The sequence below is a fragment of the Vibrio phycocola genome (assembly GCF_053850235.1).
In genome coordinates, this window is record NZ_JBSQDJ010000023.1 from 1 (window position 1) to 19,461 (window position 19,461).

Sequence of the window (19,461 nt, forward strand, 5' to 3'; positions counted from 1 at the left end):
TGTTTTACCGTGGTCAACGTGGCCGATAGTACCAACGTTTACGTGCGGTTTCGTACGTTCAAATTTTTCTTTAGACACGATCGTGTTCCTTCCTAGTTAAGATTCACCCCAAGTAACGTTTATCTTGAGGAGCTCCAGAAATTGCTATTTTATGCGTCAACTTCCGTTAGCGCAATAGATTCATTGTTAATCGATAACAACTAAGTGCGCTCTGCAATAATTGCATTGGCAACATTCTTTGGTACTTCAGCGTATTCAACAAACTCCATAGAGTAAGAAGCACGCCCTTGAGTAGCAGAACGCAACGCAGTTGCATAACCAAACATTTCCGATAATGGGACTTTAGAATGAATGATTTTTAAGCCAGCTAGCCCCTCATCCATACCTTCAATCATGCCGCGACGACGGTTTAAATCGCCAACAACATCACCCATCCAATCTTCCGGTGTGGTTACTTCAACTTTCATTAGCGGTTCAAGAACAACGGGTTGAGCATCCATAACCCCTTTCTTAAACGCCATTGATGCCGCTATTTTAAACGCTACTTCACTTGAGTCAACATCGTGGAATGAACCATCGTATAAAGTGACCTTAATATCCACAATTGGATAGCCAGCTAATACACCATTGTTCATTTGCTCTTCGATACCTTTCGCTATCGGAGCAATATATTCTTGAGGAATAACTCCACCAACGCTTTCGTCAATAAAGATTAAACCATCTCCTACTTCTGCAGGTTCAAGTTTAAGCCAAACGTGACCATATTGACCTTTTCCACCAACGGGTTGGCGAATGAATTTACCTTCAGCGTTTGATGTACCAAGAATATTTTCACGGTACGAAACTTGAGGGTTACCAACATTACAGTCAACGCTGAACTCACGCTTCATTCGGTCAACAATGATATCTAGGTGTAGTTCACCCATTCCAGAAATCAAGGTTTGACCTGTTTCATCATCCGTTTCTACATGGAAAGATGGATCTTCCATTGCTAATTTACCTAGTGCAATGGCCATTTTATCCTGATCAGCTTGTGAGCGAGGCTCAACAACGATCTGTATTACGGGATCAGGAAACTCCATACGTTCAAGAATCACTTTGTGGTTCTGATCGCACAACGTATCCCCCGTAGTGACATCTTTTAGGCCTACAGCCGCTGCAATATCACCCGCTCGGATTTCTTTTACTTCATCACGCTTATTTGCATGCATTTGTACAATGCGGCCCAAACGTTCTCTTTTTTCCTTCACCGAGTTATAAACGGTATCACCAGTGCTAATGACACCTGAATACACTCGAAGAAACGTTAATGTTCCAACAAATGGGTCTGTCGCAATTTTAAACGCTAAAGAAGCAAACGGTTCTTTATCATCGGCATGACGCTCCACTTCCTTGTCCGCATGACCGATTCCCTTAATTGCAGGTACGTCAGTTGGAGATGGAAGATATTCAATCACAGCATCAAGTACCGCTTGTACTCCTTTGTTCTTAAATGCACTACCGCAAGTAGCGAGAACTATCTCATTATTCAGAGTACGGATACGAAGACCGAGTTTAACTTCTTCTTCAGATAATTCACCTTCTTCAAGGTATTTATCCATCAATTCTTCATTCGCTTCAGCTGCTGCTTCAACTAAGTTGTTGCGCCACTCTTCAGCTTCATCTTGCATATCTTCTGGAATATCTTCATAAGTGAAAGACATGCCTTGATCGGCTTCGTTCCAGTTGATTGCTTTCATCTTGATCAGGTCGATGACACCTTTGAAATCCTCTTCAGACCCAATATTGAGTTGAAGTGGCACAGGGTTAGCACCAAGACGATGTTTAATTTGATCGATTACACGCAGGTAGTCGGCACCAGTACGGTCCATTTTATTCACAAATACGAGTCTTGGAACTTGGTATTTGTCTGCTTGACGCCATACGGTTTCTGACTGAGGTTCTACACCAGAAGAACCACAAAATACAACAACAGCACCATCGAGCACGCGTAATGAACGTTCTACTTCAATCGTGAAGTCAACGTGTCCAGGAGTATCGATAATGTTGATGCGATGTTCCGGAAACTGAGTTTCCATGCCATGCCAGAATGTAGTGGTTGCAGCAGAGGTGATCGTTATTCCACGCTCTTGTTCCTGCTCCATCCAATCCATGGTCGCGGCACCATCGTGAACTTCGCCTATTTTGTGAGAAAGACCTGTATAAAACAGAATACGCTCAGTAGTGGTTGTCTTACCGGCATCTACATGAGCACAAATACCGATATTGCGGTAACGCTCGATAGGAGTTTTACGAGCCACGATTGTATCCTCTTACTAAGGTGAACCTTAGAATAGCAAAGTGCTGCGAGAAGACTCGCAGCACTAAAGGTATTACCGACGTTATTACCAGCGGTAATGTGCGAACGCTTTGTTCGCGTCAGCCATACGGTGAACGTCTTCACGTTTCTTAACCGCAGAACCTTTGTTTTCTGCTGCATCTAGCATTTCTGCTGCTAGACGTGCAGCCATAGATTTTTCACCACGCTTACGCGCAGCATCAACCAACCAACGCATAGCAAGTGCGTTACGACGAATCGGACGTACTTCTACAGGTACTTGGTAAGTTGAACCACCCACACGACGAGATTTAACCTCGACACCAGGGCGAACATTTTCAAGAGCTTGTTCAAATACAGCTAAGTGATCTTGGCCAGATTTCTCAGCCATAGCTTCTAGTGCAGTGTATACAATTTTCTCTGCAGTAGATTTTTTTCCGTCAACCATAAGGATGTTAACGAATTTTGCCAGCAGTTCAGATTTGAACTTAGGATCTGGAAGGATCTTGCGCTGACTAATGACGCGACGACGTGGCATAGTTATTCTCCGTTGTCTTCTTCAGGTTATCCAAAACTCTAAAGTTTCTTCAAATTAATAATTTAATTAAATGTTTGGCCTTACTTAACTTTCAACAGAGAAATATTAAGACTTAGGACGCTTCACACCATACTTAGAACGAGACTGTTTACGATTGTTTACGCCAGAACAGTCTAGTGCACCACGTACTGTGTGGTAACGTACACCCGGAAGGTCTTTAACACGACCACCACGGATAAGAACAACTGAGTGCTCTTGAAGGTTGTGACCTTCACCACCGATGTACGAAGTAACTTCGAAACCGTTTGTCAAACGAACACGACAAACTTTACGAAGTGCTGAGTTAGGTTTTTTAGGTGTTGTCGTGTAAACACGAGTACAAACACCACGTTTTTGTGGGCACGCTTCCAGTGCAGGCACGTTGGTTTTAACAACTTGCTTTACACGTGGCTTACGAACCAACTGGTTAATAGTTGCCATTAAATAGCTCCTGATTTACTTAAAATAAGCTTTGTGAAAAATCTATACCTATGTATTTTCATACAAATAGGGACGCAAAATTCTATGCATCAGTGGGGGATGTGTCAAGGAATAAACTGATCTTTTTTCGATCAGTTTCTAACCATTAGTTAAACCTCTGAAAATATGGGTTTATTCCCAGGTTAACGAAGAATGATGACGTACAGTTAGCTCGACGAATTCAGCGTAATTAACCTGCGTAATACTCTGGCTGATGAGGTTGGCTAAACCCCTTGCATGAACATCCGGTCTCAGAGCAGCAACGTCGCTCAAGCTCGTAAGAAGAGAATACAAATGGTGGTTAGGGTTTGTAAGATAAACCGAGTCTTCAATTAAAAGCACGGTATCACCAAGCTCAATACTTGATAGAAGTTCGTGAATAGCTTGCTGACTTTTTACAATGTGGAGCATGAAAACACCATTAACTAAAACGAAAGAAGTTTGGCACTTTCGTGCAATCGCTGCGATATAGCTTGTCGTTCAAGAACTTCAACTTCAATAATCAATTGGTCGACGGTCAATCCCATTTTTTTCATAGATTCACCACATACATAAATCCGCTCAACATCATAAAGCTCAAGAAGCTTAAACATTGGCGCATAATGTTTACTCAGAATATCATCGGTTTCTTGCCCCGCGAGCAATTGAGCGACACCATCGCCAATAAATATCGCGCATAAATCTTCACTATAAGCCGAAGCTGCTAATAAAGCATCGATACCTTCACGACCAGAACTCGTGGAATGAGGAGACGTTCGGAATAGGAATGTTACTGCTCTCAAAACTGCACCACTCTATCTTGCGTTAATAGAGCTTGCGCTAAACTCCCTAACCCGGCCTGAGTAAAAGACGCGGAAAGATTATCCCCTTTCAACTGGTGTTGTGTTGCTTCGCTTTCACTCAGCATTCCACGCCGTAACGATGCGGCCACGCATGTCTCAAGTTGGATATTATGTAATGCACCGAGTTCCTGCCATGCTGTCGCTAAGTCAAACTCATCATTCGCAGGAACACTTAACCGAGTTCCATTGGTCACGCCAGCTTGATAAAAGAACACACTCACTAATTGATGCCCTTTTTCAATTAATGCCTGAGCAAATTGAAAAGCACTACGTGATGCTTGAGTCCCATATATCGGACCGTTAACCACCAATGTATACCGTAATGCCACGTTTACTCTTCTACTTTGCGTTGGCGGATGTAAAGATAAACAGTGTGCTTAGAGATATTTAAGCGATCGGCAACACGGTTAATCGCATCTTTAATATCAAAGATACCTTTATCAAACAGCGCCATAACAATTTGACGATTCTTAGTATTATTCGAAACCGATTTATCAGCATTAATTTCTTCAATGGTTCGTTCGACGGTTTGATCAACCAATTCTTCGACGTCACTAGCAAAATTCACCGACGATGCCGCTTCTTGGGCCTCTGGCGTTGGCATAAATGAGCTTAGTACATCGGAGAACGGCGCATCTAAATTCACATTAATACACAATAAGCCAATAACTCGGTTGTCCCCATTACGGATTGCAATAGTAATGGATTTCATCAACACTCCACCCTTAGCTCGGGTGAAATATGAACGAGAAAAATTACGTTCTGAATCTTCAATATCTTGAAGCATTTTTAACGCCAAATCTGTAATTGGAGAACCAACCTGACGTCCAGTATTCTCACCATTTGCAATTTTAATCGCTGAAGTATTGAGATCTTCTAATGAATGTAGAACGATTTCACAAAACGAACCAATCAGACTGGCAATACCATCAACTACTGCTTCATAGGAATGAAGAATAATTTTATCGTGCTCGCTAAATGGTTTCACATGGACAGATTCCAATTCAAGCAGCATTTCTGCATTTAGCATTTCTGTTGTAGTCACTGTCGTCCAACCTTATGCAAGTTATCAAATAATTACTGTAAGTTTATCAGAAAATTTTAAAGTTATGAGCAGCAATATTGTCATCAAGTGACTTAGAACAAATTCCCAACTCAATTTAATCGGATTAAATACAAAAAAAGCCTGATAGACTCAGGCTTTTTTGAAGATAAGCATAATAAATCTTACGCTAATTTAAATTTGCTTACTCTGCTGAAGTAGGTTGTGCTTCCGGTTTTACGACTTTAAGCAATTCAACTTCAAATATTAACGTTGAATGCGGTGGAATCGTACCCGTATCATTTTCTCCGTAAGCCAACTCTGGTGGAATGACAAATTCAAACTTAGAGCCTTCTTTCATTAGTTGAACACCTTCTGTCCAACCAGGAATCACGCGATCCAGAGGGAAGGTCGCTGACTCATTACGATCGTAAGAGCTGTCAAATTGGGTACCGTCAATCAACGTTCCTTTATAGTGAACTTCAACTGTATCGCTCGCTTCTGGTGAAGCCCCAGTACCTTCTGTTAGAACTTGATATAAAATTCCAGATTCTGTCTGAGTTACCCCATCTTTCTTTGCATACTCTGCGCGGAATTCATCACCCGCTTTTTTCGCGGCTGCTGCTTTCTCTTCAACTTGAGCGGTCGCTAATTCATTCACGCGAGTATCGAAATCTTGTAGAGCTGTTTGAATCTCTTCTTCTGTCAATGAAGACTTTTCAGCAAATGCATCCTCAATCCCTTTCAACACTAGTTCTTTGCTTAAATCAACACCAAATTCTTTAGGTTTATCTAAACTAGTGCCCAAGTAATTTGCAAAAGAAACACCAATTGCATAAGCCACTTTTTCATCATCATTTTTGAATTCAACAGTTTTAGCTGCTTCAACCGCTGGAGCTTCTGCAGGGGCAGCCGCTTCTTCCTGACATCCCGCCATTAACGCAATTGTTGCTGCTAGTAGCGACACTTTAAACATTGATTTCATTTATTTCTCCAGAATGGGTAGGAAAACCTACCGTTATTTCGCACAATTCATCAACAAGAATTGGCGCGCAATAGATTGTTATACCAATATAACCTTATGTGATTCGTTTGTCTTTAGACTCAAGTGGATATCTAAACCGATGCTTACATTTTCTCGTTACCTAATAATATCCGTTGTCAGTGCTATGTTAAATGGCTGTTTTTTATCGGCGCCCCCAGATCAGACATGGTCGATAACTCCATCTGGTGCGACTGCTTTTGGCTTGAGTCGTGATGCTCGGTTCGCGATTACATTTTCCCAAGAACAACAACTTCGCCTTTGGGATTTGGTAAAAAATAAAGAATTAGCAAACCTAGGAGCTTTAGATCAGGAATCGAGTCCAGTTCAACATATTCGTATCTCAGATAATAAACGCTACGCCATTACTGCCGGAACCAACAATTTTGCAGTTTGGGATCTTGCATGGTCTCAAGCTACAGGGCTTTGGTCCGTTGCAGACGGAACGATTCGTGATATCGATATTTCTAGTGATGGCGAACAAGTTCTTATGGGTTTATCCAATGGTAAAGCCATTTATCTAGATTTAGTCAATGGGCGTCGCTTAGAGTTCCTCGCCCATCAAGAAAAAGTGAATACTGTAGCGCTTTCCGCCAACGGCCGTTATGCCTTAACTGGCGGAAATGACTATTTTGCTTATTTATGGGACACTCAAACAGGTCAGGTTGTCCGCAGTTATGAGCATGAACAACGCGTGGTTAGAGTTGCCCTCCAGAGAAAGGGAAAATTAGCATTTACTTCCGATGGCGGTAATCAAGCCAAAATTTGGGATATTAGTCGTGGTGAAGAATTATCGCAGCTCAATAGTTTTGCTCGCCAACTTATTTTTTCAACAGCACGCTTCTCTGATGATGGTAAGTATCTTGTTACTGGTACACCATCAAGCAAGGTCACCATTTGGCAAGTACAATCTGGTAATAAATTGGACAGTTTCGAGGCGACACCAACAAAAGATACTCGTCCTCCACGCGCAGTCGTGTATGATGCTGCTTTCGATAATGACGGCCGAGTCATTTCAGCAACCTCTGCAGGAATTGCCGAGGCTTGGAAATTTGAATGAGTAATCCCATGACAGATAACGAAGATAAAAAACTAGAAGTAAAAGTTAATGACTTGGAATGTCAGATCGCTTTCCAGGAACAAACTATTGAAGAACTCAATGATGCTTTAAGCCAGCAGCAGCTTCAATTGAGTAAGATACAAGAACAGATGGTATTTATGGTCAGTAAAATAAAATCATTAAACACGAGTAACCTTGCTGATCCATCAGAAGAAACACCGCCTCCGCATTATTAAGTGATTAGTAGCAATCATAAAAATTAATGTAGAAAAACATAACTAATAACCACGCCAGCAACAACTAAACACCCTCCGAGCCTGCGTAAGTCATGATCTTGCTGATGACTGAGCTGCTGCATCATTTTTCGCCAACCTGACGGTGCTAATAGCGGCCCTAACCCCTCTACAATCAGTACAAAGCCGATTGCGATCCAAACTGATTGTGACATGAGCATTTCCTAAAAGTGGGTTTAATTGTAACTAGCAAAACAAAAAAGGCTCCCGAAGGAGCCTTTCGTCATAACCAGAATGTCTATTTTTCGCTAGAGCCTTGTGCGTCATTCATATATTTGAAGAACTCACTATTAGGATCCAACACCAAAATGTCACTCTTACTACTAAACGATTTCTCGTACGCTTTTAGTGAACGTAAGAAACTAAAGAACTCAGGATCTTTATTATACTCACTCGTATAAATCTTAGCCGCTTCTGCATCCGCATCACCACGAGTAACTCGAGCGATTCTATCTGCTTCAGCCAAGATAGTTGCGACCTCAAGTTCCGCTTGAGCTCGGATGATTTCAGCTTTCTCACGACCTTGAGAACGGTGCTTACTTGCAACAGATTTACGCTCAGCTCTCATACGTTGGTAAATCGACTCACTGATTTCATCAGGTAAGTTAATTTTTTTCATACGAAAATCAACAACGTAAACACCCAAATCTTTCATCGCGCTGGTACGAGTACTCTTAAGTACTTCTTCCATAACTTGATCGCGTTCACCATCGATTTCTAACGCTTCTCTCGCTGCTTCCGTTGTCAATTCATCAACATCAGTACCAGTCGGTAGAACCGCCTTGTTACGAGGGCCTGAAACGATTTGCTTAATTTCACGAGCACCAATTTCTGAACGTAGAACATCTGTCACTTTACGTTCTAAAAGCGCTTGAGCGGTTAACGAGTTACCACCACCAGTCGAAAGATAGTATTGACCAAAGTCTTCGATACGCCATTTAACGTATGAATCGATGATGACATCTTTTTTCTCTGAGGTAACAAAACGGTCTGAACGCCCGTCCATCGTTTGAATTCGAGCGTCAAGACGCTTAACTCGATCGAATATCGGCATCTTAAAATGCAAACCTGGTTCATAAATATGAGCCATGTCGCTGTTCGGATCTTTAAGTAATCGACCAAAACGAACCACCATTCCGCGCTCCCCTTCAGGAATAACGAACAGTGACATCAAAATAATAATCAACCCAATCGCAATCACAGGGACAAATAACTTACGCATTCTTAGTATCTCCCTTGACGTGTTGTTGAACGAGATGAAACATCAGTACCGTTGCTCACATTGGTATTTAATTCCGATTCTAATTCAATATGATCGTATAGTGGTGACGACTTCAAATCACGCTGCGTCGGTGTTCCACCTAGCTGCCCAGCCAATTTGTCGACTGGTAAGTAAAGAAGGTTGCCACTGGATTTCGAATCGATCAAAACCTTAGATGAACTAGAATAAACTTGTTCCATAGTATCCAAATATAAACGATCACGAGTTACACCTGGTGCAGCTTTATATTCAGGAAGTAACTTAGCAAACTGAGATACTTGACCTAATGCTTCATTGCGAACACGTTCGCTATAACCATGCGCTTCTTTCTTCAAACGTTCAGCACGACCTGTTGCTTTAGGCAAGATTTCATTTTCATAAGCTTCTGCTTCACGAACAAAACGTTCTTCATCTTCTCGTGCAGCGATAGCATCATCAAATGCATCTTTTACTTGCTCAGGCGGACGAGCTGATTGGAAGTTAACATCAACGAGTACTAACCCCATATCGTATTTATCGATGATAGAATCTAACGTTTCTTGTGTACTTTGACGAATCTGTTGACGACCACTTGTCAGAATACTGTCCATCAACGAATCACCGATAACGGCACGCAACGCTGAATCAGTTGCTTGACGTAAACTGTCATCAGCATTCGTTACTTGGAAAAGGTATTTGTAAGGATCAGAAACACGGTATTGCACGTCCATTCCAACCGTTACAACGTTTTCATCTTTGGTCAACATGAGTCCAGTCGCACGTAAAGAACGAATCGATTCTACATCCACTGATGTCACTTCGTCGAAAAAACGAGGACGCCAGTTTAGACCAGGCTCTACCACTCGGTCATATTTACCTAGACGAAGCACAACGCCACGCTCTGCTTCACCAACAGTATAGAAACCGGAAAAGAACCAAATAGCGACGGCAATTGCAGCTACGACACCAAAGCCGATAGCACTGCCACCTGAAAACGAAGGTCCACTTCCACCTTTCTTGCCAAATTTACCACCCAATTTCTGACTTAATTTGTTAAATACTTCATCCAAATCAGGTGGACCTTGATCTCGACCACCACGTCCATCTTTATTACCCCAAGGGTCTTTTTCTGGTCCGTTGTTGTCGTTGTTACCGTTATTACCAGGCTCATTCCACGCCATCAGTAATCTCCATCATTTGCTATGACGTTCTAATTTAGCAGTCCTTTAAGCAACTATAAAGTCACGAAAAACTACGCTCTCTCTTTTCTCTAGTTTATACCAATCTGATTCCTGCATACGAATATTAATTAACAAATTACCTTCGTCGTCATATTCTTCCTGCTGAATTGCCATTGATTGGTAAAATAAACTACGAAGTCGACCTTGATACTCAGGAGGAATTCGTAATTGATGTTCTACAACTTGTACCGCAAGACGCTTAGATAAAGCTTGGAATAATTCTTCCATGCCCAGGCCTTGCATTGCTGACACCCATACACAAACTGGAACCCCTTCATCATCATATTCCACTCGAGGTTCCTGATGATCCATGCTGTCAATTTTATTCATCACCAACAATACGGGAACATCACCGGCGTCAATCTCAGACAATACCGTATCTACAGCGTCCATATTCTCACGAAAACGCTCATCACTGGCATCAACAACATGTAACAAAATGTCAGCTTCTTGAGTTTCTTGTAACGTTGCCTTAAATGCGGCAACTAAATCATGGGGAAGATGGCGAATAAAACCAACGGTATCTGCAAGTATCGCTAGTCCAACATCTTCCAGCTCAATTTTTCGTAAAGTCGGATCGAGTGTCGCAAACAGTTGATCCGCGGCATAAACGTTGGCATCAGTGATTTGATTAAATAGTGTAGATTTCCCTGCGTTAGTATAGCCCACCAAGGAAATGGTGGGTATTTCCGCTCGATTTCGCGCTCGTCGTCCTTGTTCACGCTGCTTCGATACTTTTGCAAGTCGACGCAATATCGCTTTGATACGATCCCGCAACAAACGACGGTCTGTCTCGAGCTGAGTTTCACCAGGCCCACGTAGACCGATTCCACCTTTTTGCCTCTCTAAGTGCGTCCAGCCCCGAATTAATCGCGTTGAAAGATGCCTTAATTGAGCAAGCTCGACTTGAAGTTTACCTTCATAAGTACGCGCTCGCTGAGCAAAAATATCCAGAATAAGTCCAGTACGATCAATCACTCGACATTCACATAATTGTTCTAAATTACGCTCTTGAGCGGGTGAAAGTGCGTGGTTAAATATAACCACATCGGCTTCAGAATAACGAACTGCTTGGGCAATTTCTTGAGCTTTGCCTTCACCAACATAATATTTAGAATGTGGTGCTTGACGACTGCCCGTAACAACTTGCAACGTTTCAACACCCGCAGAAGAGACAAGCATCTGACACTCTGCCAGATCGTCCCATTCACATTCTTGCGTAAAATTTATATGAACAAGTATGGCTCGTTCACCGGCTTCATAACGGTCAAACAAGCAACCAACTCCTCAATATCATACGTTTAATACTTATATGCAAAAACTTAATCTTCTGATTTCTCTGTACGCTCTTGCGGGCGATCGGCTGTATGATGACTAACCGCACGAGCAGGCACAACGGTAGAAATCGCATGCTTATAAACCATTTGGCTCACAGTATTCTTCAAAAGGATCACAAATTGATCAAAAGATTCGATTTGCCCTTGAAGCTTAATACCGTTCACAAGGTAAATTGAAACAGGAATGCGCTCACGACGTAGTGCATTCAAGAATGGGTCTTGTAAAGATTGTCCTTTAGCCATTTTTATTTTCCTTATTTTGTATTTTTAATAATTTATTTAGCTATTGGTGCTTTGAGTTTAGTTCGTATTTGCAACTATACAACACGAGTTAAAACTACCCTAATGTTGTATAAAAAATTAACAACGGGGTAAAAAAATGAAAGAACTCCTACGAAATTCCTAACTTAAGCAATGCTATTATACACAGCCATCTCAGTTGGAGGCTATTGTTTTTGACACTAATTCAAATGCCTGATCGATATCCTCGCTATCGAGCCACATCAACTCATCCCAGCCTCTTAGCCATGTAATTTGACGTTTGGCCAACTGGCGAGTGGCACACACACCGCGAAAAACAGCATCTTCTAAAGTAGTCGTTCCATCTAGATAATCCCACACTTGGCGATATCCAACACAGCGAATAGAAGGTAAATCTGGGTGAAGATCACCTCGATTGTGAAGATCCTTCACTTCATTCACAAATCCAGACTCAATCATACGGTTAAATCGCAGTTCAATACGACGATGTAACTCTTTGCGATCGTTGGGAGCAATCGCAAACTGTTCGACTCGATAAGGGAGCCCCTCGCCTTTCACTTGAGTTAACTCAGTAAGAGTTTTACCCGAAATTCGATAAACTTCCAATGCACGCGTTAACCTTTGCGGATCATTTGGGTGTATTCTCTTTGCCGAAATAGGATCAATTTCCGCTAATGCATCATGCAAATATTGCCACCCATGAGTTAACGCTTCTTCCTCAATCTGTTGTCTAATCGTCGCATCAGCGCTAGGTAAAGGTGAAAGGCCTTCCAATAGCGCTTTGTAGTACAACATCGTTCCACCAACAAGCAATGGAATCCGCCCTTTTGCAACAATCTCTTCCATCTCTTTCAAGGCGTCTCGCCGAAATTCTGCCGCTGAATAAGCTTCGGTAGGATCAAGAATATTAATTAACCGATGCGGTGCTAAATCCAACTCTTTCTGACTTGGTTTCGCAGTACCAATATCCATTCCTTTATAGATAAGCGCGGAATCAACACTAATAATGTCTACGGGGAACGCCTGTCGCAGCCGGATCGCCAAATCCGTTTTTCCTGAAGCGGTAGGGCCCATCAAAAAAATGGCAAGTGGTAATGGTTTAGTCATGAATGTAATGCCGTTATGGTCGATGAAAAATCAACTTGTCGAATAAGCTTAAGATCATCTAATGGTAATAGACCCTCCCAAAGCTGTTCAAGTTCCGCAATAAGTTGAATGGCTTCTGATAAAGTATACGTGCTTTGTTCAGCAACAATATGATTTGTCAGCCAATCCGCCAACAAATCGATATGTTGCTCTGACTGAGTAAGTACCTGAGAAGCCGCGTAGGAGATCAGGTTTGGTAACAGCTTTTGTAAATTTTGTTGGCGTAATGGTTGAGGAACACTCATCACCATCACTTTTCGACTTGGTCGCAACGTAATCTCAATACCTAAGTGAGAACATGACTCTATAAGCTGATCAAAAACCTTCCGTTCTTCCTCAGTAACCGTAAAGGTCAATGGAATAAGCAAAGGCTGAGACAGAAGATCCTGTTTGGTTGAATCTAGTTGCTTCCTTGTCCTTAGCCACTGAGCTCGATGAAGGGAAATCAAGCAAGGGTTCGGGGTCGATTGAACGAGTAAAAAACAACCCTCGACGATAGTCACCGCTTTTCCAATCTCGGTAATTGGTGCACTACCTTTGCAAGGTTCGTGATTCGCAGCCGTCGAGTTTGATCCAGTCGAAGGCAATACTAACGGCTTTGCAACCACGTCATCAACTTCAGTCTGCATCAATGCCTTATAGGCACTCACTTGTTTCTGGCTTGGTGCTTTTTCGGGTTGATAGCGGTACTGATTTTTATCTTTTAGCTCTGGCGAGCGAGGCTTGCGGTTTCCCTCTGCGATATGATCAGTAAATTCACGCTTAGCTTGTCGAGGGTAAGTCGGCGTATTGTCTAACTCTGTCGTTGGTTGAGATGATGATGCGTCGTCGTTTGAGTAGTGAAATGCCGCCTCATTCTGAGCGGGTTGCTCGATATACTCAGCTTCCGCTAGCGCACTCGTTAATGCTTGATAAATAAAATCGTGAACAAGTCTCGCCTGGTGGAATCGCACTTCGTGTTTTGCTGGGTGCACATTAACATCGACGTGATGAGGATCGATCTCAATATAAATCACGTATGCCGGATACTGGTCGGGACGAAGGCTATTTTCGTAACTTTGACGAATCGCGTGATTGATGAGTTTATCTTTCATCATTCGCCCATTCACATAACAGTATTGCCAATCGCTCTGCTGGCGAGCTCCGTGAGGATCAACAATCCAACCATGCAACTTTAACCCTTGGTGTTCGAGCTCGACTTTGAGCATATGACGAACAAATTGCGTACCACAAGCGGTTGCGATTCTCTTCTCGATTTGCGCATCAGTTGTACTTGCTCGATATTGCCGTACTACTGATCCGTTGTGGCGTAATGTAATCGACACATCAAATCGACTTAACGCAATTCGCTTTAACAACTCATCAATATGGCTGAATTCGGTTTTTTCAGTACGCAGGAACTTTCGGCGTGCCGGTGTGTTAAAGAACAGATCGAGAACTTCAATGGTGGTACCAATAGGATGTGCCGTTGGTTTTAGGCTCACATCCATGTCACGACCTTCACAATACGCTAACCACGCTTGTTCTTGAGTCGGCGTCCTTGAAGTTAAAGTGAGTCTAGAGACTGAACTTATACTGGCAAGCGCTTCCCCACGAAATCCTAAACTAACGATGGCTTCAAGATCATCGAGCGTATGAATTTTCGAGGTTGCATGACGACTTAATGCGAGTGTTAATTCATCTTTGGCGATTCCAGACCCGTTATCCCTAACACGTATCAGCTTTACACCACCTTTTTCGATATCAATATCGATACGTGTAGCACCAGAGTCGAGGCTATTTTCAACTAATTCTTTGACGACAGATGCGGGTCGCTCGACCACTTCACCTGCGGCTATTTGGTTTGCTAATCGAGCAGGTAATATCTGTATGGGCATCATTTATTTTTCCGGAATAAGTAGCACTTGGTCGACAAGTAATCGGTCAGTTCTGAGCTTATTCGTTGCTCGCAATGAATTCACACTGACATTAAATCGACTTGCGATTTTGCTAAGAAAGTCCCCACGGCGCACTTTATATTTTCGTAATGGTGCTGGTTTTGATGGTGTTACAACGCCTTTATTTGTCGTTATTTTCAGCTTTTGGCCGACTTTCAGTACCGAAGACTTCAGCTTATTCTGTTGCTTAATCGACGCAACACTTACATCATAACGAGTCGCGAGTTGACCAAGGTACTCTCCAGGCTTAACCGAGTGGGTTACCACTTTAGTTGTTTTCACAGGTGCAATATTCACAGGCTTTTTCTGTGTAACTATCCTGCTTACTTTTGTGGTTATTTTTAGTTTTTGACCCACTTTTAATACTGACGATTTCAATTTGTTCTGTTGTTTGATCGAGGTGACACTAACATTGTAACGAGTCGCAAGTTGACCAAGGTATTCACCAGGCTTGACTGTGTGGATTATCACTTTATTTTCAATGACTTGACTATTTGGCGTCGAAATAGAAGGAGATGATGTGCCACCAACAAGCAATACTTGCCCAACTCGTAACGTCGTTGACTTCAATTTGTTGGTTTCAAGTAATCGATCAACGCTCGTTCCGTAACGCTTAGCCACTATCGACAATGATTCACCCGATTTGACCACATGTTTTGTCGCTTTTTTACGTGCGGCAAACAACGTCCCTTCCGGTGGGTTATCATCAAAATATTGGACTATCGCCTTTGTCATTGAGTTGGCAAGTTTATCCTGATGAAGACGGCTAAAGAGTAACTTTTCTTCTTTTGGATTAGAGATAAACCCAGTTTCAACAAGAACTGAAGGAATATCAGGAGACTTAAGAACCGCTAGACTGGCATTTACCGGGCTCTTTTTATGCAAATATGCCACTTTCCCAATTTCCGACAAAATGTCTTTAGCTAATTTGTAACCTTCTTTTTGTGAATGGCTAAATTGAAGATCCAATAATGTTTGACTTACATTAGGGTCGCTATTGTTTTTAGCCAGAACCTGCCCCGCTCCGCCTAGTAACTCCGATTGGCGTTCATGATTTTCAACCCACTTAGATATTTCCGTATTCGCACGACGAGTATTCAATACAAATACTGAAGCCCCACGAGGTTGCGGTGTTTCAAATGCGTCAGCGTGAATGGAAACGAGTAAATGTGCTTTATTTTTTCGAGCAATATCTGATCGCTTATTTAACCGAACGAAGTAGTCCCCGGTCCGAGTTAATACCGCTTTCACGCCAGAAATTGCATTCAATTTGGCAGCAAGTTTCTTTGAAATAGCTAAAGTGGCATTTTTTTCGTAGTTTCCACCAGGGCCAATTGAGCCAGGATCTTCACCACCATGACCTGCATCAATAGCCACGATTACATCATCTTGTCCAATATACTGAGACGCATCTCTAGCGACACTGTTCGAATTAGTCGTATTGGCTGATGATACGGTGCTAGATACTTTATCGTTTGAGTTTTTGTTTGGGTGCGCGATATCAATCACTAAACGGTGCCCATACTCACCATTTGGTGTTGGAGCCAGCTTAAACACTTCGGTTTCAGCGGGTTTAGTTAAATCAAATACCAAACGGAGCGAAGTATCATCTTTTGGGGTGCTAAGGCGAATTTTTTTTAAAATCGGACTCTTAGCGGTATCAATTGGTAATTTAACTTTATTGGATATATCTAAAATATCGACGACTAAACGTTGTGGATTTGATAGCGAAAAATAACTGTAGTGAGATTCATTATTAAGGTCGATCACTACACGAGTTTCATCTGGCGCTGGCCATACTCGAACGCCTTTTAAAGTGTTTGCGCTCGCAGAAAAAGAAGGCATGCAAGCCAATATAAGAATGAACAGAGTAAAACTGGAGATTATTTGTTTAAAATTTTTCATAACGTCAACTGACACAATAAGACTTTCCCATAGGCACTGTGTGCGGTTAATTCAGCGACTCTCTGTTGGTCGCGGTAACGAATTATAATATCAAGATCTGGCAAAGGAAGAACGCCTTCCCCTTTTTCAGGCCATTCGACAATACAAATAGACTGGGGAGAAAAGTAATCACGAACACCCATAAATTCTAGCTCTTCAGGATCAGATAACCGATAAAGGTCGAAATGATACACTTCCCAAGACTCTAATTGATAAGGTTCAACTATAGTATAAGTTGGACTTTTAACATTGCCCTGATGACCTAACCTTCTAATAAAACCACGACTAAAGGTAGTTTTTCCTGCCCCTAGATCGCCATAAAGATACAAGGTGGTACTTTGTGTACACAAACCAGCCAGTGCATTGCCTAATTCGATGGTGGCTTCTTCATCTTTAAGGAATATGGATTTACTGGTCATCAAATAAAACTCTCTACTACAAACTAAAGAGGCGAAATAGTAAACTGGGTTCGATCATCAGCACAAGCATTCTTGTACAAAGGCAAAGAAAATTTACAAATATTTATCTGTTATCGAGGATCATAAACGGCTTTACCTAGATCCTAGTATAAATATCCGATAATATTCGCACCCTTTTTTAATCCGAGAGTATTAAGATCGTCACATGATCAATTATCAGGAATTAGCAGACAAAATAAAGATTTGGGCTAAAGAACTCGGATTCGACAAAGTCGGGATCAGTGATATTGATTTAAACGAGCATGAAGCTGAATTACAACACTGGTTAGATTCAGGTTATCACGGCGAGATGGATTGGATGGCTCGTCACGGCATGATGCGTGCACGTCCCGGAGAGCTCCTGCCTGGCACTATTAGAGTGATTAGCGCACGAATGCAATACCTTCCACCTCAGGCCCGTTTTGCAAGTACACTAAATACTCCTTCCCACGCCTATATCAGTCGTTATTCTTTGGGGCGTGATTACCACAAACTGGTTAGAAATCAGCTAAAAAAACTTGGAAATAAAATCCAAGAAGAATATTCCGAACTTAACTGTCGCCCATTCGTTGATTCTGCGCCCGTTTTGGAGCGTCCTTTAGCTCAACGTGCAGGATTGGGATGGACTGGGAAACACTCCTTGATACTCGACCAAGAAGCCGGATCTTGGTTTTTTCTTGGGGAGTTGATGGTAAATATTCCATTACCCATTGATGAACCAAGTACTAACCAATGTGGAAAGTGCACAGCATGCATTACATCTTGCCCTACGGGAGCTATCGTCGCAGAAGGTGTCGTCGATTCAAGAAAGTGCATCTCTTATCTTACTATCGAATATTCGGGTTCAATTCCCGAGGAGTATCGTAAGGCGATAGGAAACCGCATTTACGGCTGTGATGATTGCCAACTAGTCTGTCCTTGGAATCGAGATGCTCCATTAACGAAGCAAGATGACTTTAAACGTCGCGCTATTTTTAATACACCGGATTTAGTCGATCTATTTATGTGGGATGAAGAGACGTTCTTAAACCAGTTACAAGGCTCGCCAATTCGCCGAATCGGCCATAATCAGTGGTTGCGCAATATTGCCATCGCAATCGGAAATGGGCCAAGTTCTGAACGTAGCATAAATGCGTTAAAACAAAGACTGGGAATAAACGAACTTATTGATGAACACATTCGCTGGGCACTCCATCAACTCCATGAAACGGAGAACAACAGAAATGGAAAACACCTCCGGCTAATTAGAATTATTGAGAAAGGCCTACCTAGAGATGCGTAGCTATGAATGTGGCTGAAAAAGTGCTTTTTACTTTAATGCCATTACCAAAAACCAGCCGTGTGGACAAAGTACATAATAATGATAAAACACTGAGCCTTAAAAAAAGTTAGCCACATTAATAATTAAATATAAAGATCAAAGAACTATTGACAAACGATCCCGTTTAGATCTAGATAGAAATCACAAAAAATAAAAAAAGTCATAAAAAGCAACAGGTTATGATTTTTTACGTGTTCAGATCAAGATTTAATTACCTGTACGATCTTTTGTTACGCAGATCACAAGTTATCTAAAATACAGATTATAAACAGAGTTATCCACAGATTTTTTTTGTGGATAACTCTGTTGATTACAAATATTACAAAAGCTCTATCCCTTTATCTATCAGGGGTGTGACGAATATGGATATAATAAGAACGTAATACAGTAACTCAATTAATAATTATTAATATGCGTTGAAGTAATACTGATTGAATATGAGGACAAAGAGCGTGAATATTCTGTTGAATTGTTTCTATAAGAAATTGGTTGCGGGAGCAGGATTTGAACCTACGACCTTCGGGTTATGAGCCCGACGAGCTACCAAACTGCTCCATCCCGCGTCCGTAATTATTGTCCTTGGTAATGCCGACAATAATGTTTTTTGAAAATTGGAGCGACACACGAGGTTCGAACTCGTGACCTCAACCTTGGCAAGGTTGCGCTCTACCAACTGAGCTAGTGTCGCATTTAATCTTGTAGAAATTGGTTGCGGGAGCAGGATTTGAACCTACGACCTTCGGGTTATGAGCCCGACGAGCTACCAAGCTGCTCCATCCCGCGTCCGTAATTATTGTCCTTGGTAATACTGACAATAATGTTTTTAAATCTTTAAGTTCTTAATGAAAATTGGTTGCGGGAGCAGGATTTGAACCTACGACCTTCGGGTTATGAGCCCGACGAGCTACCAAGCTGCTCCATCC

At 42.0% G+C, this 19,461-nt stretch carries 20 protein-coding genes and 3 tRNA genes; 3 read left to right on the top strand and 20 right to left on the bottom strand.

The features are described from left to right. Nucleotides 1–200 precede the first annotated feature (200 nt). The 8 genes from fusA to fkpA form a co-directional block, all read right to left on the bottom strand. Nucleotides 201–2,300 carry an elongation factor G gene (gene fusA, locus ACWU4D_RS19160; protein WP_456053049.1) on the bottom strand — a complete coding sequence of 700 codons (2,100 nt, stop codon included), beginning with the start codon at nucleotides 2,298–2,300 and terminating at the stop codon, nucleotides 201–203. A gap of 84 nt (nucleotides 2,301–2,384) precedes the next feature. Further along, complete coding sequence (rpsG, locus tag ACWU4D_RS19165; protein ID WP_456053050.1) at nucleotides 2,385–2,855, bottom strand: 30S ribosomal protein S7; 471 nt, start codon at nucleotides 2,853–2,855, stop codon at nucleotides 2,385–2,387. Between the two features lie 105 nt (nucleotides 2,856–2,960). Then, nucleotides 2,961–3,335 carry a 30S ribosomal protein S12 gene (gene rpsL, locus ACWU4D_RS19170; protein ID WP_456053051.1) on the bottom strand — a complete coding sequence of 125 codons (375 nt, stop codon included), beginning with the start codon at nucleotides 3,333–3,335 and terminating at the stop codon, nucleotides 2,961–2,963. Nucleotides 3,336–3,506: 171 nt separating this feature from the next. Continuing rightward, complete coding sequence (tusB, locus tag ACWU4D_RS19175) at nucleotides 3,507–3,785, bottom strand: sulfurtransferase complex subunit TusB (protein WP_456053052.1); 279 nt, start codon at nucleotides 3,783–3,785, stop codon at nucleotides 3,507–3,509. 14 nt (nucleotides 3,786–3,799) lie between these two features. After that, nucleotides 3,800–4,156, bottom strand: coding sequence for a sulfurtransferase complex subunit TusC (gene tusC, locus ACWU4D_RS19180; protein ID WP_456053053.1), 357 nt, complete (start codon nucleotides 4,154–4,156; stop codon nucleotides 3,800–3,802). Next, nucleotides 4,153–4,545 carry a sulfurtransferase complex subunit TusD gene (gene tusD / locus ACWU4D_RS19185; protein WP_456053054.1) on the bottom strand — a complete coding sequence of 131 codons (393 nt, stop codon included), beginning with the start codon at nucleotides 4,543–4,545 and terminating at the stop codon, nucleotides 4,153–4,155. The genes tusC and tusD overlap by 4 nt, the downstream gene beginning before the upstream one ends. Nucleotides 4,546–4,547: 2 nt before the next feature. Further along, nucleotides 4,548–5,261: a helix-turn-helix transcriptional regulator gene (locus ACWU4D_RS19190; RefSeq protein ID WP_456053055.1), complete on the bottom strand. Its 714-nt coding sequence runs from the start codon at nucleotides 5,259–5,261 to the stop codon at nucleotides 4,548–4,550. A gap of 202 nt (nucleotides 5,262–5,463) precedes the next feature. Then, nucleotides 5,464–6,243 (bottom strand): FKBP-type peptidyl-prolyl cis-trans isomerase, encoded by a 780-nt coding sequence (gene fkpA / locus ACWU4D_RS19195; RefSeq protein ID WP_456053056.1) that lies wholly within the window; start codon nucleotides 6,241–6,243, stop codon nucleotides 5,464–5,466. A 139-nt stretch (nucleotides 6,244–6,382) separates the two neighbouring features. Between fkpA and ACWU4D_RS19200 the strand changes: the two genes are divergently transcribed. After that, entirely contained in the window at nucleotides 6,383–7,360 is a 978-nt protein-coding gene (locus ACWU4D_RS19200; protein ID WP_456053057.1) for a WD40 repeat domain-containing protein, read from the top strand. Nucleotides 7,361–7,368: 8 nt separating this feature from the next. Further along, nucleotides 7,369–7,596, top strand: coding sequence for a SlyX family protein (locus ACWU4D_RS19205; protein WP_456053066.1), 228 nt, complete (start codon nucleotides 7,369–7,371; stop codon nucleotides 7,594–7,596). Between the two features lie 23 nt (nucleotides 7,597–7,619). Here the strand turns inward: ACWU4D_RS19205 and ACWU4D_RS19210 are convergent, their stop codons facing one another. From ACWU4D_RS19210 to tsaE, 9 genes are all read right to left on the bottom strand, one after another. Then, nucleotides 7,620–7,808 (bottom strand): DUF2065 domain-containing protein, encoded by a 189-nt coding sequence (locus tag ACWU4D_RS19210; RefSeq protein WP_456053058.1) that lies wholly within the window; start codon nucleotides 7,806–7,808, stop codon nucleotides 7,620–7,622. An 83-nt stretch (nucleotides 7,809–7,891) separates the two neighbouring features. Further along, entirely contained in the window at nucleotides 7,892–8,875 is a 984-nt protein-coding gene (gene hflC, locus ACWU4D_RS19215) for a protease modulator HflC (protein WP_456053059.1), read from the bottom strand. Nucleotides 8,876–8,877: 2 nt separating this feature from the next. After that, nucleotides 8,878–10,074: an FtsH protease activity modulator HflK gene (gene hflK, locus ACWU4D_RS19220; protein ID WP_456053060.1), complete on the bottom strand. Its 1,197-nt coding sequence runs from the start codon at nucleotides 10,072–10,074 to the stop codon at nucleotides 8,878–8,880. Between the two features lie 45 nt (nucleotides 10,075–10,119). Continuing rightward, complete coding sequence (gene hflX / locus ACWU4D_RS19225) at nucleotides 10,120–11,409, bottom strand: ribosome rescue GTPase HflX (RefSeq protein ID WP_456053061.1); 1,290 nt, start codon at nucleotides 11,407–11,409, stop codon at nucleotides 10,120–10,122. 47 nt (nucleotides 11,410–11,456) lie between these two features. Beyond that, nucleotides 11,457–11,714, bottom strand: a complete 258-nt coding sequence (gene hfq / locus ACWU4D_RS19230; protein WP_456053062.1) for an RNA chaperone Hfq — start codon at nucleotides 11,712–11,714, stop codon at nucleotides 11,457–11,459. A gap of 192 nt (nucleotides 11,715–11,906) precedes the next feature. Then, nucleotides 11,907–12,839, bottom strand: coding sequence for a tRNA (adenosine(37)-N6)-dimethylallyltransferase MiaA (gene miaA / locus ACWU4D_RS19235; protein ID WP_456053063.1), 933 nt, complete (start codon nucleotides 12,837–12,839; stop codon nucleotides 11,907–11,909). Beyond that, the gene (gene mutL, locus ACWU4D_RS19240) at nucleotides 12,836–14,755 is read right to left on the bottom strand and encodes a DNA mismatch repair endonuclease MutL (protein WP_456053067.1); all 1,920 of its coding nucleotides are present in this window, start codon (nucleotides 14,753–14,755) and stop codon (nucleotides 12,836–12,838) included. Before mutL ends, miaA begins: the two co-directional genes overlap by 4 nt. Nucleotides 14,756–14,758: 3 nt before the next feature. Then, nucleotides 14,759–16,720, bottom strand: coding sequence for a LysM peptidoglycan-binding domain-containing protein (locus ACWU4D_RS19245; RefSeq protein WP_456053064.1), 1,962 nt, complete (start codon nucleotides 16,718–16,720; stop codon nucleotides 14,759–14,761). Next, nucleotides 16,717–17,178 (bottom strand): tRNA (adenosine(37)-N6)-threonylcarbamoyltransferase complex ATPase subunit type 1 TsaE, encoded by a 462-nt coding sequence (gene tsaE / locus ACWU4D_RS19250; protein ID WP_456053065.1) that lies wholly within the window; start codon nucleotides 17,176–17,178, stop codon nucleotides 16,717–16,719. Before tsaE ends, ACWU4D_RS19245 begins: the two co-directional genes overlap by 4 nt. A gap of 208 nt (nucleotides 17,179–17,386) precedes the next feature. Here tsaE and queG point away from each other — a divergent pair, with 208 nt between their 5' ends. Beyond that, nucleotides 17,387–18,499, top strand: a complete 1,113-nt coding sequence (queG, locus tag ACWU4D_RS19255) for a tRNA epoxyqueuosine(34) reductase QueG (protein WP_456053068.1) — start codon at nucleotides 17,387–17,389, stop codon at nucleotides 18,497–18,499. Nucleotides 18,500–19,024: 525 nt separating this feature from the next. On the opposite strand, the gene ACWU4D_RS19260 is transcribed toward queG, so the two are convergent. From ACWU4D_RS19260 to ACWU4D_RS19270, 3 genes are all read right to left on the bottom strand, one after another. Continuing rightward, nucleotides 19,025–19,101 (bottom strand) — tRNA-Met (locus tag ACWU4D_RS19260). A 49-nt stretch (nucleotides 19,102–19,150) separates the two neighbouring features. Continuing rightward, a tRNA-Gly gene (locus ACWU4D_RS19265) sits at nucleotides 19,151–19,226 on the bottom strand. A gap of 18 nt (nucleotides 19,227–19,244) precedes the next feature. After that, nucleotides 19,245–19,321: transfer RNA gene (locus ACWU4D_RS19270), tRNA-Met, on the bottom strand. Nucleotides 19,322–19,461: the final 140 nt, after the last annotated feature.

Coding starts and splice junctions, on each gene's coding strand:
- rpsG (WP_456053050.1), bottom strand. CDS start 2,855: ATGCCACGTCGTCGCGTCATTAGTCAGCGCAAGATCCTTCCAGATCCT.
- rpsL (WP_456053051.1), bottom strand. CDS start 3,335: ATGGCAACTATTAACCAGTTGGTTCGTAAGCCACGTGTAAAGCAAGTT.
- tusB (WP_456053052.1), bottom strand. CDS start 3,785: ATGCTCCACATTGTAAAAAGTCAGCAAGCTATTCACGAACTTCTATCA.
- fkpA (WP_456053056.1), bottom strand. CDS start 6,243: ATGAAATCAATGTTTAAAGTGTCGCTACTAGCAGCAACAATTGCGTTA.
- ACWU4D_RS19200 (WP_456053057.1), top strand. CDS start 6,383: ATGCTTACATTTTCTCGTTACCTAATAATATCCGTTGTCAGTGCTATG.
- ACWU4D_RS19205 (WP_456053066.1), top strand. CDS start 7,369: ATGACAGATAACGAAGATAAAAAACTAGAAGTAAAAGTTAATGACTTG.
- ACWU4D_RS19210 (WP_456053058.1), bottom strand. CDS start 7,808: ATGTCACAATCAGTTTGGATCGCAATCGGCTTTGTACTGATTGTAGAG.
- hflC (WP_456053059.1), bottom strand. CDS start 8,875: ATGCGTAAGTTATTTGTCCCTGTGATTGCGATTGGGTTGATTATTATT.
- hflK (WP_456053060.1), bottom strand. CDS start 10,074: ATGGCGTGGAATGAGCCTGGTAATAACGGTAACAACGACAACAACGGA.
- hfq (WP_456053062.1), bottom strand. CDS start 11,714: ATGGCTAAAGGACAATCTTTACAAGACCCATTCTTGAATGCACTACGT.
- miaA (WP_456053063.1), bottom strand. CDS start 12,839: ATGACTAAACCATTACCACTTGCCATTTTTTTGATGGGCCCTACCGCT.
- mutL (WP_456053067.1), bottom strand. CDS start 14,755: ATGCCCATACAGATATTACCTGCTCGATTAGCAAACCAAATAGCCGCA.
- ACWU4D_RS19245 (WP_456053064.1), bottom strand. CDS start 16,720: ATGAAAAATTTTAAACAAATAATCTCCAGTTTTACTCTGTTCATTCTT.
- tsaE (WP_456053065.1), bottom strand. CDS start 17,178: ATGACCAGTAAATCCATATTCCTTAAAGATGAAGAAGCCACCATCGAA.